General features: G+C 67.5%; 13 protein-coding genes and 2 pseudogenes. 12 read left to right on the top strand and 3 right to left on the bottom strand.

The features are described from left to right. The first annotated feature begins 33 nt into the window (after positions 1 to 33). The 8 genes and pseudogenes from KY499_RS05900 to KY499_RS05865 all read left to right on the top strand — a co-directional run. Complete coding sequence (locus KY499_RS05900; protein ID WP_258190988.1) at positions 34 to 732, top strand: MarR family transcriptional regulator; 699 nt, start codon at positions 34 to 36, stop codon at positions 730 to 732. Next, the gene (locus tag KY499_RS05895; RefSeq protein ID WP_219886459.1) at positions 729 to 1,211 is read left to right on the top strand and encodes a hypothetical protein; all 483 of its coding nucleotides are present in this window, start codon (positions 729 to 731) and stop codon (positions 1,209 to 1,211) included. The genes KY499_RS05900 and KY499_RS05895 overlap by 4 nt, the downstream gene beginning before the upstream one ends. Positions 1,212 to 1,321: 110 nt before the next feature. Then, positions 1,322 to 1,615: a YciI family protein gene (locus tag KY499_RS05890; RefSeq protein WP_123254512.1), complete on the top strand. Its 294-nt coding sequence runs from the start codon at positions 1,322 to 1,324 to the stop codon at positions 1,613 to 1,615. Positions 1,616 to 1,663: 48 nt separating this feature from the next. Then, positions 1,664 to 2,830, top strand: a complete 1,167-nt coding sequence (gene ispG, locus KY499_RS05885) for a flavodoxin-dependent (E)-4-hydroxy-3-methylbut-2-enyl-diphosphate synthase (protein ID WP_123254511.1) — start codon at positions 1,664 to 1,666, stop codon at positions 2,828 to 2,830. Next, positions 2,793 to 3,680 carry a GNAT family N-acetyltransferase gene (locus KY499_RS05880; RefSeq protein ID WP_219886929.1) on the top strand — a complete coding sequence of 296 codons (888 nt, stop codon included), beginning with the start codon at positions 2,793 to 2,795 and terminating at the stop codon, positions 3,678 to 3,680. The genes ispG and KY499_RS05880 overlap by 38 nt, the downstream gene beginning before the upstream one ends. Before the next feature lie 177 nt (positions 3,681 to 3,857). Continuing rightward, positions 3,858 to 5,670 (top strand): annotated as a pseudogene (locus KY499_RS05875) (proline--tRNA ligase). 18 nt (positions 5,671 to 5,688) lie between these two features. Beyond that, entirely contained in the window at positions 5,689 to 6,486 is a 798-nt protein-coding gene (locus tag KY499_RS05870) for a TSUP family transporter (RefSeq protein WP_123254508.1), read from the top strand. A gap of 92 nt (positions 6,487 to 6,578) precedes the next feature. Next, positions 6,579 to 7,292: pseudogene (locus KY499_RS05865) on the top strand (pyridoxal phosphate-dependent decarboxylase family protein); the annotation flags it as partial. Between the two features lie 10 nt (positions 7,293 to 7,302). Here KY499_RS05865 and KY499_RS05860 read toward each other — a convergent pair. The 3 genes from KY499_RS05860 to KY499_RS05850 all read right to left on the bottom strand — a co-directional run bounded on the left by KY499_RS05860 (position 7,303) and on the right by KY499_RS05850 (position 10,420). Then, positions 7,303 to 8,385: an aminoglycoside phosphotransferase family protein gene (locus KY499_RS05860; RefSeq protein WP_375141121.1), complete on the bottom strand. Its 1,083-nt coding sequence runs from the start codon at positions 8,383 to 8,385 to the stop codon at positions 7,303 to 7,305. Positions 8,386 to 8,420: 35 nt separating this feature from the next. Continuing rightward, on the bottom strand, positions 8,421 to 9,149 hold the full coding sequence (locus tag KY499_RS05855; RefSeq protein ID WP_123254506.1) for a VIT family protein: 729 nt from the start codon (positions 9,147 to 9,149) through the stop codon (positions 8,421 to 8,423). A 128-nt stretch (positions 9,150 to 9,277) separates the two neighbouring features. After that, the gene (locus tag KY499_RS05850) at positions 9,278 to 10,420 is read right to left on the bottom strand and encodes a ferritin-like domain-containing protein (RefSeq protein WP_123254505.1); all 1,143 of its coding nucleotides are present in this window, start codon (positions 10,418 to 10,420) and stop codon (positions 9,278 to 9,280) included. A gap of 87 nt (positions 10,421 to 10,507) precedes the next feature. Here KY499_RS05850 and rimP point away from each other — a divergent pair, with 87 nt between their 5' ends. From rimP to infB, 4 genes are all read left to right on the top strand, one after another. Next, positions 10,508 to 11,125 (top strand): ribosome maturation factor RimP, encoded by a 618-nt coding sequence (gene rimP / locus KY499_RS05845; protein WP_219886456.1) that lies wholly within the window; start codon positions 10,508 to 10,510, stop codon positions 11,123 to 11,125. Continuing rightward, positions 11,125 to 12,105 carry a transcription termination factor NusA gene (gene nusA, locus KY499_RS05840; protein WP_123254503.1) on the top strand — a complete coding sequence of 327 codons (981 nt, stop codon included), beginning with the start codon at positions 11,125 to 11,127 and terminating at the stop codon, positions 12,103 to 12,105. The genes rimP and nusA overlap by 1 nt, the downstream gene beginning before the upstream one ends. Positions 12,106 to 12,402: 297 nt before the next feature. Then, entirely contained in the window at positions 12,403 to 12,666 is a 264-nt protein-coding gene (locus KY499_RS05835) for a YlxR family protein (protein ID WP_258190987.1), read from the top strand. A gap of 152 nt (positions 12,667 to 12,818) precedes the next feature. Next, positions 12,819 to 15,713: a translation initiation factor IF-2 gene (gene infB, locus KY499_RS05830; RefSeq protein WP_123254501.1), complete on the top strand. Its 2,895-nt coding sequence runs from the start codon at positions 12,819 to 12,821 to the stop codon at positions 15,711 to 15,713. Positions 15,714 to 15,846 lie beyond the last annotated feature (133 nt).

The raw sequence follows: 15,846 nt of genomic DNA, 5'->3' as shown, positions 1-15,846 counted from the left end.
ATTAATCTGCGCAGCGCCGTTTAGGCTGGGGCCATGTACGTGATGACCATCGACCAGCGCGGGAGTACCACGGACGTGGATCGTGTCCCGGGATTCCTGTCGGCCCTGCGTCCACTGACGGCTGCCCGCTTCGAGCGCTCGGTCGGCGACGAAGTCCAGGGCGTTCTTGAGCACCCCGGGGACGTGGTGGCGATCGCCCTGCATGCGCTGCGCAGCGGCCGCTGGTACGTCGGGATCGGAGTGGGTGAGGTGCACCGGCCGCTGCCGGTGAGTCCACGGGAGGGCTCCGGGGCGGCCTTCGTGGCAGCCAGAGCTGCGGTGGACCGCGCCAAGGCTGCGGCCGCCCACGTCCCGCTCGTGGTGGCCTGCGAAAGCCCGCGCGACGGCGGCGCCGAGGCCTGCGCGAACGCCGAGGCAGTCCTCCGGCTCATCGGCCGGCTGGTCCAGGACCGGACGGCGGCACAGTGGAAGGTGGTGGATGCCCTGCGTTCGGCGCAGGACGGGCACGCCGGCACGCACGGCACACAAAAAATCGCGGCGGGAATCCTCGGGATCACTGAGCAGTCCGTGAGCCGTGCGCTGCTTCGCTCGGGCTGGCAGGAAGAATGTGCGGCGAGGCCGGCCGCGGAAATGCTGCTTTCCCTCGCGCACGGCCTGAGCGCCGGGATTGAAAACGCCGCAAGGGACACGCCACGGCAGGTCCCGGACCGCACGACGGCAGGAAACCCGTGAACGCGCTCTGGATCGCCGTGGCCCTGCTCACGGCCGGGGTCGCCGGGTGGCCCGTCACGGCCCTGGTCTTCCGGCTCGCCCGGACCATTGATGACCGGGCGGATGCCGCCGCCGGCGTTGTGACCGGCTCCATCGAGGACCCTGCGGCCGACGTCAGGATCGATGATGAAACGGCCGCACGGCAACCGGCAGGGCTGCCCCGGGATTCAACGCCGCCGCCGGCAGATGCCGCGGCCAACGCACGAATCCTGCGTGGCGGCGCCATCATCGGCATCCTCGAACGGGTAGCGGTCGCTCTCGCGATCCTCGCGGGAGAACCCGTTGCCATCGCCTACGTTGTTGCGATCAAAGGATTGGGCCGCTTCGCCGAACTCAAGGCCACTCCGGTAGCGGCCGAGCGGTTCATCATTGGAACACTGACCTCCATGCTGTGGGCCGCGGGCATTGCGGTGCTGGCCAGGATCTTCCTGCTTGGCTGAAACAGACCCGCATCCCGCGCCCGGTGTCGGACGCACCCCGGTGCGGGTCCGCCGGCGGCAGCCGGAGAGGCCGGATGGGAACCCGCGGAGCGGGGGGATACTGTATTCCTATGACTGTTTTTGCTGTGGAGTATGTTTACGATGCCGAATCTGCCGAAGTCCGCGATGCCAGCCGGCCTGCGCACCGCGAATGGACGTCCGGACTGGCCGATGACGGCGTCCTGCTCGCGAGCGGACCCTATGGGGACGGCACAGGTGCCCTCCTTATTCTCAGGGCAGCCGATGAGGCGGCCCTGAACGGACTCCTCAAGCAGGACCCTTTCGCGGCCGCCGGTGCCATCGCCGGCACCCGTTCCACCGTATGGGCACCCCTGACCGGTCTGCTGGCCGGGCACGCCGCCTAGCCCGTCACGCTTACAGACCCGCGATCTTTTGATACCTAAGGAGTCCATGTGACCTCGGTCAGCCTGGGAATGCCGTCAGCACCGCCACCCGTCCTTGCCCCGCGCCGGAAGACCCGGCAGATCAAAGTGGGTCCCGTCGGCGTCGGCTCCGACTCTCCGATCAGCGTTCAGTCCATGACGACAACGCCCACCACGGACATCAACGCCACCCTGCAGCAGATCGCCGAATTGACGGCAACCGGCTGTGACATCGTGCGCGTCGCCTGCCCCACCGCCGAGGACGCGGAGGTGCTGTCGATCATCGCGAAGAAGTCGCAGATCCCGGTGATCGCCGACATTCACTTCCAGCCCAAGTATGTCTTCGCCGCCATCGAGGCGGGGTGTGCTGCGGTGCGGGTCAACCCCGGCAACATCCGCAAGTTCGATGATCAGGTGAAGGAAATCGCGCGCGCCGCCAAAGACCATGGCACGTCGATCCGGATTGGCGTCAACGCTGGGTCGTTGGAGCCTGGAATCCTGAAGAAGTACGGCAAGGCCACCCCGGAAGCCCTCGTGGAGTCCGCCGTCTGGGAGGCCTCGCTCTTCGAGGAACACGGCTTCCATGACTTCAAGATTTCGGTCAAGCACAACGATCCGGTCATCATGGTCGCCGCCTACGAAATGCTGGCCGAACAAGGCGACTGGCCGCTGCACCTGGGGGTCACGGAGGCCGGACCGGCGTTCCAGGGCACCATCAAGTCCGCGACCGCCTTCGGTGCGCTGCTCTCGCGCGGCATCGGCGACACCATCAGGGTTTCGCTCTCCGCCCCGCCGGTGGAGGAAATCAAGGTCGGGAACCAGATTCTGCAGTCTCTGAACCTGCGGCCGCGCAAGCTGGAGATTGTCTCCTGCCCGTCCTGCGGCCGCGCCCAGGTGGACGTCTACACACTGGCCGAGCAGGTCACCGCCGGGCTCGAAGGCATGGAAATCCCGCTCCGCGTGGCCGTGATGGGCTGCGTCGTCAATGGACCGGGCGAGGCCCGTGAAGCGGACCTCGGTGTTGCCTCCGGGAACGGCAAGGGCCAGATCTTCGTCCGCGGAGAGGTCATTAAAACCGTTCCTGAGGATCAGATCGTTGAGACACTGATCGAAGAGGCCATGCGTATCGCCGAAGAGATGGGGGAGGCCGATGGCAAAGATGCTGTCAAGGGTAGCCCCGTGGTTAGCGTCTCGTAGGGACGGTGCCGCTCCGGGCGTCGTCGTCCGTGTACTGGGCGGCGCCGACACCGCGGATTTGCTGGTCCTGGCACAGCAGGACGCTGTCGCCAACGTTTTTATCCTGTCCCACCTGGCGACCGCCGGAACGGCATCCCCGACCGGCGGCGGCGCCACGATCTTCGGTGTGTTCGACGGCGGCACCCTCATCGGCGCCTGTTGGGCCGGCGCCAACCTGGTGCCGGTCCAGCTCGACCCCGAGTTGGCGGGCGAGGTGGCTGTGGCGGCCCAACAATCCGGACGCCGCTTTGCCTCCATCTTTGGCCCGGCCGAAACAGTGCTCGCCATGTACGCGGCGCTGGAGAAGCTCGGGCAGCGGGCGCACGATGTCCGCGACCATCAGCCGCTCATGACGATCGCCGGGCCGCCGGCTGTCCCGCCGGAGCCGGCCCTGGGGTTCGGCCGGCTCGCGGACTTCGACCGGATCCTGCCGGCATGCGCGGCGATGTTCGAGGAGGAGGTCGGCTATTCGCCCTTCCTGGGCGGCCGGGAGTATTACAGTCGCCGGGTCAAGGGGCTGATCCGGCAGGGCCACTCGCTCGTGCACCTCGGCCCGGACGATGAGGTGGTCTTCAAGGCAGAACTCGGTGCCGTCACTCCCGAGGTGACCCAGGTCCAGGGCGTCTGGATGAACCCGGCATTACGCGGTCAGGGGCTCAGCGCCGGCTATATGGCCGCGGTTGTTGTCCTGGCCCAGACCGTTGCCCCGGTCACGAGTTTGTATGTGAACGGGTTCAATACCAAAGCCCGTGCCACCTACGAGCGCGTGGGTTTCCGTCAGGTGGGCACCTTCGCGACGGTGCTCTTCTAGGCGCTGCTGGATCGCAGCTGCCACCCCGTCGGGAGCCATTCCTGACAGCAGCCCCGGGCCGCCCGGAGCCACCTGGCGGCAGACCCGCGGGTTCTTGGCGGTAGATTAGTAACCAGACGCTTTTCGCCGGCTCGCCCGGTTCCTTGCCCCGCACTTCCCAGAACGGATATCCCACCTGTGGTCCTTCGACTCTCCAAGCTGTTCCTGCGCACTCTGCGCGAAGACCCCGCCGACGCCGAGGTGGCAAGCCACCGGCTCCTGGTCCGGGCCGGCTACATCCGGCGGGCCGCGCCGGGTATCTACACCTGGCTGCCGCTCGGACTGAGCGTGCTGCGCAAGGTCGAAGAGGTCATCCGCGAGGAAATGTCTGCGATCGGCGCGCAGGAAGTCCACTTCCCGGCGCTGCTGCCCAAGGAACCCTACGAAGTCACCAACCGCTGGACGGAGTATGGCGAAGGCATCTTCCGGCTCAAGGACCGCAAGGGCAACGACTACCTGCTGGCGCCCACCCACGAGGAAATGTTCACCCTGCTGGTCAAGGACCTGTACTCCTCGTACAAGGACCTTCCGCTGAGCATCTACCAGATCCAGAACAAGTACCGCGACGAGGCCCGTCCCCGGGCAGGACTGCTGCGCGGCCGGGAATTCATCATGAAGGATTCCTACTCCTTCGACGTTGACGACGCCGGCCCTGGACGCGAGCTACATGGCGCACCGCGGCGCGTACCTGAAGATCTTCGAGCGCCTCGGCCTCGAGGTCGTCCCGGTTGCCGCCACGGCCGGCGCCATGGGCGGGTCCAAGAGCGAGGAATTCCTGCACCCCACCGACATCGGCGAGGACACCTTCGTTCGCTCGGCCGGCGGCTACGCGGCCAACGTCGAGGCCGTCACCACCGTCGTCCCGGCGGACATCGACTTCAGCAACGCCGCCGCCGCCGAAGTGCTGGACACTCCGAACACCCCCACGATCGACACTCTCGTCGACGCCTCGAACACCCTGTGCCCGCGGACAGAGGCCGACGGCGGCGCCTGGACGGCCGCTGACACGCTCAAAAACGTTGTCCTCGCCGTTACACTGCCGACCGGTGAACGCCAGCTTGTTGTTATCGGCCTGCCGGGCGACCGCGGCGTCGACCTGAAGCGCGTCGAAGCGAATATCGGTTCCTTCCTGCCGATCGGAGGCGAAATCACGCTTGAGGCCGCCAGTGATGAGGACCTCAAGAAGCATCCCCTCATCGTCAAGGGCTACCTCGGACCCGGGCTGACCACGGACGCGCCGCTGCTGGGCTCCGAAGGCGCCACAAAACTGCTCTACCTCGTGGACCCGCGCGTTGTCAGCGGCTCCGCCTGGGTAACCGGCGCCAATGAGGCAGGCAAGCATGTCTTTGGACTCATCGCGGGCCGCGACTTCGGCTGGGACGGCACCATCGAATGCACCGAGGTCCGCGCTGGCGATGAGGCACCGGACGGCTCAGGGCCGCTGGAAACGGCACGCGGCATCGAAATGGGCCACATCTTCCAGCTGGGCCGCAAGTACGCGGCCGCACTCGACCTCAAGGTCCTGGACCAGAACGGCAAGCAGGTCGTAGTGACCATGGGGTCCTACGGTGTTGGAGTCACCCGCGCCGTCGCAGCCCTGGCCGAGTCCAACCATGACGAAAAGGGCCTGGTCTGGCCGCGGGCGGTGGCTCCGGCTGATGTCCACGTTGTTGCGGTTGGCCGTGGCGAGGAAATTTTCGCAGCGGCCGAAAAGCTGGCGCTCGAACTGGAAGCCTCCGGCCTGGACGTCATCTATGACGACCGGCCCAAGGTTTCCCCTGGCGTGAAGTTCGGCGACGCCGAGCTCGTGGGTGTCCCGACCATCCTCGCCGTCGGCCGCGGGCTCGTCGACGGTGTTGTGGAGATCAAGGACCGCCGCAGCGGTAATGCGGAGAACGTGGCCGTGGACAAGGCCGTTGACTACGTAGTCAGCGCCGTCCGCAACAGCTGACCCGGCGGAGCGGGCAACGTGCTCTCAGGACTCGAGTCGATCGAGCTCAGTACCCTCATCCTGATAGTCCTCGCCGGCTTCGCCGCCGGCTGGGTGGATGCCGTCGTTGGCGGCGGGGGGCTTATCCAGCTCCCCGCCATGCTGCTCGTGCCCGGCATCAGCCCGGTGCAGGCCCTGGCCACCAACAAGTTGGGGTCAATTTTCGGCACCACCACGAGTGCCGTCACCTACTACAGCCGCGTCCGGCCCGATTTGCGTACCGCCATACCTATGGCGGTGATTGCGCTTGCCGGCAGCTTCGGCGGGGCCGTGCTGGCCGCGAACCTGCCCGCGAGCGTGTTCAAACCGATCATCATCGCCGCGCTGATCGCCGTCGCGCTCTTTACGGCCCTCCGGCCCACTCTCGGTGAGCTGACCAAACTGCTGCACGCAGGCCACCGCCACTACGTCGTGGCCTGCCTCATCGGCGGCGTGATCGGTTTCTACGACGGACTGATCGGCCCGGGAACCGGCTCATTCCTGATCATCGCCCTCGTCTCCGCGATGGGCTACGCCTTCCTCGAGGCCAGCGCCAAGGCCAAGATCGTGAACATGGCCACCAATGCCGGGGCGCTGCTGTTCTTCGTCCCGCACGGCGCCGTGCTCTGGGGGCTCGGGCTGATCCTAGGCGCGGCGAACATGGCCGGCGGGTATCTGGGAGCCAGGACCGCGGTCAGGCAGGGCAGCCGGTTCATCCGGGTTGTGCTCCTGATTGTGGTGGCAGCGCTGATCATTAAACTTGGGTCGGACGTCTGGCAGGACAGCTTCGCCGCGTAGTGCCTGCCCCGGGACCTGATGCGGCCGCGGGGTCCCTGCGGAGCCGCCTGCGGCGTAGCATGCAGCTATGTCAGCCGATGAGGAATCCTACCGGCGGCACCGTGCCCGCCGCCCTCGCGGCGGATTGGCTGGTCAGCGCCTGGGACCAGAACTCCGGCCTGCGCTACGCCACACCGGCGACGGGCGCCACGATGGCCAACTTCACCGCCCTCGCTGCCGCCCGCTGGCGCCTGCTGACCGACGCCGGCTGGGACCTTGACGGCGAGGGGCTCTCCGGTGCCCCGCGGATCCGCTGCTTCGTCGGCCGCGAACGGCACGACACAATCGACCTGGGGCTGCGCTACCTGGGCCTGGGCCGCCCCACAATCGTTCCAGCGGACAGTCAGGGCCGGATCATCCCCGCCGAGCTGAACCGCGCCCTGGATCTGGCCGCGGACGGGCCGGGACCGGTACTCGTCTGCCTGCAGGCCGGAAATCTCCATTCCGGGGCGTTCGACCCCTTTCCCGAAGCGATCGCGGTTGCCAAGGCACACGGGGCCTGGGTGCACGTTGACGGCGCCTTCGGGCTCTGGGCCGCCGCCGTCCCGGAACTCGCGGCGCTCACCGCCGGGGTCGGCGGGGCGGATTCGTGGGGCACCGACGCACACAAGAGCCTCAACGTCCCCTATGACTGCGGCGTCGTGGTGGTCAGGGACACCCGCGCGCTGCGGTCGGCCATGGGTGTGCACACCAGCTACCTCATCCAGGCCGCCGATGGCGGGGGAGACCCGTCCGAGAAGGGCCCGGAGCTCTCGCGCCGGGCCCGGCAGTCCGGAATTAGCTGAAGTGCCTACCGGAGGACGGTGCGGCCGCTTCGCCGGGCGCCGGCAGTTCCTGCGGTCCGGGCAGCCCGGGAAGTGTCCGGCCGGCGAGTGTGCTCGCCACCCACAGGGACCGGAGCACGTCCCCGTCCCGCCGCTGCAGGGCATACTGCAGCGCATCCTCCACCTCGCGGGCCAGGCTCCACTGCCGGGCCGTCTCGGCGTCCAGACCCGCGGCTTCGCTGAAATCCCGGCACCGCGCGAGCAACGCCCGTCCGGAATCCCGCCAGGGCAGTTCCCGGATCCTGTTCCGCAGCACCGGGGTGACGGCGAATTCGGCCTCGCCGATCATGGGCTGCGGATCGATCGCCGCGTAGTTCTCCGGGGAGGCCGGACCGTGCCGCTGCGGCGCCTGTCCCTGTGTCCCCGGCACGGCGGGCCGGGCCAGGATGTTCAAGTAGTGCAGGTCAGTATGCACCAGGACGTCCACGCCGGAGCGCCGGCCCACCGCACCACGGGTCTGGCAGACCTCAAGGGCGGCTTCCAGGAGCCAGCGCGGGAAGGGACGTTCCAGCTGCTCCCACATCTGCGGCAACTCATCGCTCCATTGCTCGGCCCTGGCGGCGACGTGGTCGATGTCCCGCCACTCGGACCGCGCGTCCGGGGCCAGGCTGAGCTGCCGCACCAGGTCTCCCCAGACCGGCACAGCCGCCTCAACCGGGATATCCAGGAGGGAGCGGCTGGCATCGAGCCGTTCCAGGAGCAGGGCGCAGGATTCGGCGTCGGCGGCCAGTAGTCGGACGGCGCCGCGCCCGTCCCAGAGAGTCAGCGCGTGGCGTTCCCGGGTGGCCTCATCGTGTGGAAAGGCGATTTTCAGGGCCGCAGCAACGCCGTCGGGCCGCCGCCGGACGGGGATGACGATCCCGCCGTGGCCGTTCCAGGGAAGGGCGCCGGGCTCCAGATCGACGTCGAGCTCCCAGCATTCGAGCCGCTGTGCGATCAGCCCGGGCAGTGACGCCAGCCAGGCGCGGCCGCCGGTGCTGTGCCCGTAGCGCCGGGAGAGATCGGGAGGGATGGGAACGTCTGCAGTCTGGCTCACGGGACTCATCGTAGTTCCCTGCCCGGGCGGCGGTCCTAGACGAGGCCGCTCGCGCCCAGCAGGTTGCCGATGAGGAACGTGGCCGCCAGGGCCAGCGCGCCGCCCAGCACCACCCGTAGGGCAGCCTTCAGCCGCGAACCGCCGCCGATCCAGGCACCCAGGGCGCCCGTGATTGCGAGGGCCAGAAGGACCGCGGCAAAGGTCAGAGGAACCCTGATGTCTTCCGGCGGGAGCAGGATGGCAAGCATTGGCAGGATGGCGCCGAGCAGAAACGCCGCAGCCGACGCATACGCCGCGTGCCACGGACTGACGATGTCCGTCTCGTCGATGTGGAGCTCTGCCGAGAGATGGGCGGCCAGCGCATCATGGGCCGTGAGTTCCTTGGCCACCGTCCAGGCCGTCGCCGTACTTAGTCCCTTGGACCGGTAGATGGCGGCCAGCTCCGCCAGTTCCTCTTCCGGCTGCTCCTGCAACTCCCAGCGCTCTTTCTCGATCAGCGCGTGCTGGCTGTCCTTCTGGCTGCTGACGGACACGTATTCGCCCAGCGCCATCGAGATGGCACCGCCAACCAGCCCTGCGGTGCCGGCCACCAGGATCGGACCCGAATCCGTGGTGACACCGGCGACGCCGACCACAATGGCGGCGACGGAGACTATCCCGTCGTTGGCTCCGAGCACGCCTGCCCGGAGCCAATTCAGGCGCTGGGCGAGGTCGTTCTTGTGGGGCTCGTTTCCGTGCAGGGTGGGGACAGGTGAGAATTCCATGATTACAGCAAAGCACCGGCAGTCAGCCGGGGCCAGTAGTGCAAGGCTAAGCAACGTAAGCCGAGGCTACGTTCACCTCATCCTGCCGGCCGGGCAGGCCCGGTCAGTGCTGCGCAGCCCGGGCCTGGTCACGGCTGCGCCGGCAACGACGGGAAGGTGGCGGGATCCGCCGCCACTCCGGGGAGCGCACCAGCGTCCGCGCCCCAGGAAACGGCCCGGCGCGCGGTCTCCAGAAGGGCCGCGATGGCCCACTGCCGGGTCTCGCCGGTACTGAGCGCAATCACGTCGCCGTACCCCGGGAGCATGGTTGTTTCCAGGACGCCCAGGCCTGGTGCGGGTGCGTCGAGGAACCCGGGCGCCAGGGTGTACCCGGCTTCCCTCGGCGGGACGGGGGAACAAAGAGCCCTGCTCAGGGACTCCGAGGTGCGCAGGAGTGCTTCGTGTTGGGCTAGGTATCCGGAGGCTGATCGTGCCGCGTCGCCCTCCAGCCGGGTCAGAGCCACCTGGTAGGCGTAGACGGTTGCCGCCTCGGTGCGCACGGTTGCCGCCAGACCAGCCTGCAGGGAGGGGTTTCCAGTGCCCTCGTCGGCTTCCGGTGCGGCCGTGGACGACGGCGTGGGGGACCCGGGTGGGCACGTTTCGGATGGTTGCGGGGCGTGGGGGACGGCCTGCGGCGGTGCTGCCGCGCCGTCGGCCGCAGCCAGTGATGCCGACTGGAGAAGCTGGGCTGTTCCGACGGCGGCCAGCAGCCGTGCGATCCCGCCGTCCGACGCCGCTGCGTCGGCCAGGCGCTGCCCGCCGCTCTCTGCGAGGGCTGCTGCCAGCCCGGCGGCGGAACCGGTCGCGTCTTCGGCGTTGGTGGGTGGGATGGGCGTGGAGGTCCCCGACAGTGGCGTCCGCGCAGCGCCGCCACCCGGTGCCAGGAGCGCCCGGGCCTGGGTTGTCAGCAATCTCACAGTCTCATCGACGGCGGACTGCTGGGCATCGGGAAGGGTATCCGCCGCCGGCTCCTCGGTGCCCGCGGCCGCCCGGCCGAGCCGGCCGCCGGCGTCCCGCAACCGGAGCGTATTGGCGAGTGCGGCAGCCCGCGCCTGCTCGGAAAAAGGCGGTTCCGGGGCTTCCACAGCCTGCCGGGGCGCCACTGCCACCCCGAGGCCGAACACCACCAGTGCGAGGCAGGCCAGGAGGGCAATCAGGGAAAGCCTCCGGGGAAAAAGGCCGTGCCATCGCTTTTCCCGGGTGTCGTCTTTCACAACAGACCATGTTGTCATGCCGGCCAGCCACTCCGTGCACCATGTCGCCCGGAAAATCGCTAGTCTAGTAGACACAACATCATCTAATGGGAGGCGGCCGGCATCATGACCAGCACAGAAGCCACGACTTCAACAGACCGGACCGGGACGGGCAAGGCTGAGGCCGCACCTGCACGCAACCTGGAGGCCGAGCGTCTGCACGCCCTCCTGGAACCCGAAGTTCAGGCGAACCGGCTTTATCTGGAAGACGTTTCCATCCACATCGCCGGCGCCAACCGCGTCGTCCACGTCGTTGTGGACCTGCCGCAGGACGAGACCGGCGGCGTAGGCCTCGACGTGATTGCCGAGATCTCCAAGACCCTCTCGGACCTCCTGGACAACGATCCCAGCACCGATGCCCGCCCGTATGAACTGGAGGTCTCCTCGCCCGGCGTCGGACGCCCCCTCACCGATGAACGTCACTGGCACCGCGCCCGCGGACGCATGGTCAAAGTCAACGTTATGCAGGGCGACAACGTCACCGGCCGGGTCCAGTCTGTGGATGACGGGGGCGTCACCCTGGTTCCGGAAATCGCCGTCAAGAAGGGTATGAAGCCCAAACAGGGTGAGCCCGTCAAGATTCCTTTCGACAGGATCCGCAGCGGAAAAGTCGAGATAGAGTTCAGCCGCCTCGATGAGGCCGGTCTGGAAAACGAACACAATGGACCTTCTGAGGAGGCCTGATGGATATTGACATGAGCGCGCTGAGACTTCTGGAGCGTGAGCGTGAAATCCCGCTGGATCTCCTGGTCCCCACCATCGAGCAGGCTCTGCTGGTGGCGTACCACAAGACACCGGGAGCCTTCGAGAAGGCCCGCGCCGAACTCGACCGCAAGAGCGGCCACGTGACCATCTGGGCCACGGAGATCGACGACGACGGCGCCCCGATCGGCGAATTCGAAGACACTCCGGCGGGCTTTGGCCGCATCGCGGCCAGCACCGCCCGGCAGATCATCCTGCAGCGCCTGCGCGATGCCGAGGATGACCATGTGCTGGGGCAATTCAAGGGCCGCGAAGGCGAACTGGTCGCCGGGACCATCCAGCAAGGCAACAACCCCCACATGATCCAGGTCAATCTGGGCGCCGTGGAGGCTCTGCTGCCGCCGCCCGAGCAGGTGCCGGGGGAGAAGTACATCCATGGGAACCGGCTCCGCGCCTTCGTGATCGACGTGCACCGCGGCACCAAGGGTCCTTCGATCACGCTGTCCCGTTCGCACCCCGGCCTGGTCCGGAAGCTCTTCGAAATGGAAGTTCCGGAGATCGCAGACCGTTCCGTGGAAATTGTGGCGCTGGCCAGGGAAGCCGGGCACCGTACCAAAATCGCGGTCAGGGCCCACACCCCCGGCATCAATGCCAAGGGCGCCTGCATCGGGGAAATGGGATCCCGAGTCCGCGCCGTGATGACCGAGTTGAACGACGAAAAGATTGACATCGTCGACTACAGCGACGATCCGGCCACGTTTATCGCCAGTGCGCTCTCGCCGTCGCGCGTGAATTCGGTCACCATCACGGACGAAGCGACGCGCTCCGCCCGTGTGGTGGTTCCCGACTACCAGCTCTCCCTCGCCATCGGCAAAGAGGGCCAGAACGCGCGGCTGGCCGCCAAGCTCACCGGTTGGCGGATCGACATCGTCTCCGACGCTGCGGTCAGCCGCGACAACTAGACCCCACACCGGCCGGTTTTCCGCCGCCGAACACTGATCGGGTTCGGGAGTCCGGCCAGCGGGGGGCTAGAATGGAAAAGACCGCGCCTCACGGCCGGTATCCGCGTGTCCTTGGCGCGTCCGGAGATGTGCCGGGTGGAAGTGTTGATTGTGACGCCCCGCCTGCACCGTCCGGAGGCCACGGCCGGCAGATATGAACTGGCAGGAAGATACTCGTAAGTGGCACACGTGCAACACCTCGGGAATCAGCCCCAGCGCACCTGCATCGGATGCCGGCAAAAGGGATCGCGGTCTGAATTGCTCCGGCTTGTCAACGACGGCAGTGGCTCGTCCGCCGTCGTTGTTGATGAACGACGCCGGATGACTGGCCGGGGAGCATGGCTGCACCCCAGCGAGAAGTGCCTGGCACTGGCGATCAAACGTCGAGCCTTCGGCCGCGCCCTCAAAGGCGCAGCCGAAACAGCCGACGTGGAACGCCGGATTGCCCGCGGCACTACAGCCGTGGACACCCTGGTGGCCGCGGCAACAACCGTCCAACCTGAAAGCGGGTCAGAAAACTGATGGAAACCCGATGAGTTCCCAGCGATGAGTGCGCAACGATGACATCTTTGTTGCGCTCTGCAATGGGCCTCGCAGCTGCATTCGCGGCGGAGGCCCGCAGTAAGAAGTAGACGGTTCGTGCCTGGCTCGGTGCGGACCGAGACAGGAGAAATGTGGCCAAGGTCCGCGTACATGAGCTTGCTAAAGAGCTCGGTATTACTTCCAAAGATGCAGTAACCAAACTGCAGGAATTGGGCGAATTCGTTCGCTCCGCCTCGTCAACCATCGAGGCACCCGTGGTGCGGAAACTCCGCAACGCCTTCCCCGACGCGCCCGCCGCGCCGAAGGCCGAAGCGCCCGCACCCGCCCCCAAGGCAACCGAAGCCCCGGCAGCAACCCGACCGGCGCCCGCGCCGGGCCCGGCAGCACCCAAGGCTCCGGAAGCAAAGTTTGAGGCACCGGCAGCGGCACCCGCCGCTCCCGCGGCCTCCGCAGAAAAGGCTCCGGCCGCTGCCCCGGCAGCAGAAAAGCCCGCAGCCCAGTCGCCGTCGGCCCCGTCGTCGGGCATCAAGCCCGGCGCGCGTCCGGCACCCAAGGCAGAAGCTCCGGCGGCTCCGGCCGCCCAGGCGCGCCCGGCCGGCTCGGCACCCCGTCCCGGCGGACCTCGTCCGGGCAACAACCCGTTCGCCACGTCGCAGGGCATGCCTCGCGGCCGCGGCGGCGACAACGAGCGCCCCTCACGTCCGGGTAACAACCCGTTCGCACCCTCACAGGGCATGCCCCGGCCCGGTGGCAGCCGTACTGACGGGGATCGTCCCGGTGGGCCGCGTCCCGCTGCAGGCGCAGGCGGCCCCCGTCCCGGTGCGCCGCGTCCCGCTGGTGCGGCAGGAACCGGTGGACCCCGTCCGGGCGCCCCGCGTCCGGCAGGAGCCGGCGGAAACCGTCCGACTCCCGGCATGATGCCGAACCGCACCGAACGTCCCGCTCCGGCTGGCGCCGGTGCAGGCCGTCCCGGCGGCGGTGGCCGTGGTCCGGGCCGTCCGGGTGGAGCTCCGGGTACCGGTGCTCCCGGTGCCGGTGGCGGCGCTCCGGCCGGCGGTGGCTTCGGTAAGGGTGGCCGCGGTCGTGGCGGCACCCAGGGAGCCTTCGGTAAGGGCGGCGCTGGCCGCGGCAAGCAGCGCAAGTCGAAGCGTGCCAAGCGTCAGGAACTCGAGCAGATGAGTGCTCCGTCGCTGGGCGGCGTGAGCGTGCCCCGTGGCGACGGCAACACTGTTGTCCGGCTCCGTCGTGGCTCGTCCATCACGGACTTCGCTGACAAGATCGAGGCGAACCCCGCCGCACTGGTGACCGTGCTCTTCCACCTCGGCGAAATGGCTACGGCCACGCAGTCGCTGGATGAAGAGACGTTCGCCCTGCTGGGTGAGGAGCTTGGCTACAAGCTCCAGGTCGTCTCGCCGGAGGACGAGGAGCGCGAGCTGCTGTCCACCTTCGACATCGACTTCGAGGCAGAACTTGAGGCAGAAGGCGACGACGAGCTCGAGGCACGTCCTCCGGTCGTCACCGTCATGGGCCACGTCGACCACGGTAAGACCCGGTTGCTCGATGCCATCCGCAAGTCCGACGTTATGGCGGGCGAGCACGGCGGCATCACCCAGCACATCGGTGCTTACCAGGTCACGCACATGCACGAGGACATCGATCGCAAGATCACGTTCATCGATACTCCGGGCCACGAGGCGTTCACCGCCATGCGTGCCCGTGGTGCGAAGGTCACCGACATCGCGATCCTGGTTGTCGCAGCGGACGATGGCGTCATGCCGCAGACCGTGGAAGCCCTCAACCACGCCCAGGCGGCCAACGTGCCGATCGTCGTGGCCGTGAACAAGATCGATAAGGAAGGCGCCAACCCGGACAAGGTCCGTGGCCAGCTGACCGAATACGGCCTGGTTCCGGAAGAATACGGCGGCGACACCATGTTCGTGGAGGTCTCTGCCCGTCAGAACCTCAACATCGACGAGCTCCTTGAAGCCGTCCTGCTCACCGCAGACGCGGCCCTGGATATGCGTGCCAACCCTGACAAGGACGCCCGCGGTATCGCGATCGAAGCCAACCTGGACAAGGGCCGCGGTTCCGTTGCCACTGTCCTGGTTCAGTCCGGTACGCTGCGCGTCGGCGATACGATCGTCGCCGGTACGGCCCACGGCCGTGTCCGTGCAATGTTCGACGACGACGGCAGCGCCCTGAGCGAGGCCGGCCCGTCCCGCCCCGTGCAGGTGCTGGGTCTGTCCAACGTCCCGCGCGCCGGTGACACCTTCTTCGTGACCGCTGACGAGCGCACTGCCCGCCAGATCGCCGAGAAGCGTGAAGCTGCCGACCGCAACGCGGCCCTCGCCAAGCGCCGCAAGCGCATCAGCCTGGAAGACTTCGACCAGGCCGTCGCCGACGGCAAGATCGACACCCTCAACCTCATCCTCAAGGGTGACGTGTCCGGTGCCGTGGAAGCCCTCGAGGACGCTCTTCTCAAGATCGACGTCGGCGAAGGCGTCCAGCTCCGCGTTATCCACCGCGGTGTCGGTGCGATCACGCAGAACGACGTCAACCTGGCAACGGTCGACAGCGCCGTCATCATCGGCTTCAACGTCAAGCCCGCCGAGCGGGTTGCCGAACTGGCAGACCGCGAAGGCGTGGACATGCGCTTCTACTCCGTCATCTACGCAGCCATCGATGACATTGAGGCGGCCCTCAAGGGCATGCTCAAGCCGGAGTACGAAGAGGTTCAGCTCGGCACCGCCGAAGTCCGCGAAGTGTTCCGTTCCTCCAAGTTCGGCAACATCGCAGGCTCGATCGTCCGCTCGGGTGTTATGCGGCGCAACGCGAAGGCCCGTATCAGCCGCGACGGCAAGATCATCGGTGACAACCTCACCGTTGAGACGCTCAAGCGGTTCAAGGACGACGCCACCGAGGTCCGCACGGACTTCGAGTGTGGTATCGGTCTTGGTTCGTTCAACGACATCACCGAAGGCGACATCATTGAAACCTTCGAGATGCGCGAAAAGCCGCGCGTCTAAGAAGTCTGTTCCTGCGGGGCGCCTCCGAGTTTTGGGGGCGCCCCGCCCCTACGCTGGGCGGCACAAGATCATGGATCTTGTGCCGCCCAGCTCCGGTAGGCCCGATGCCACTCCCGGGCGCCCCCAAAACTCT

The organism is Arthrobacter sp. PAMC25284, from assembly GCF_019443425.1.
In the GTDB taxonomy this organism is placed as follows: domain Bacteria; phylum Actinomycetota; class Actinomycetes; order Actinomycetales; family Micrococcaceae; genus Arthrobacter; species Arthrobacter oryzae_A.
The sequence above is the reverse complement of the archived record's forward strand: the minus strand, read 5'-3'. Positions and strand labels throughout refer to the sequence as shown.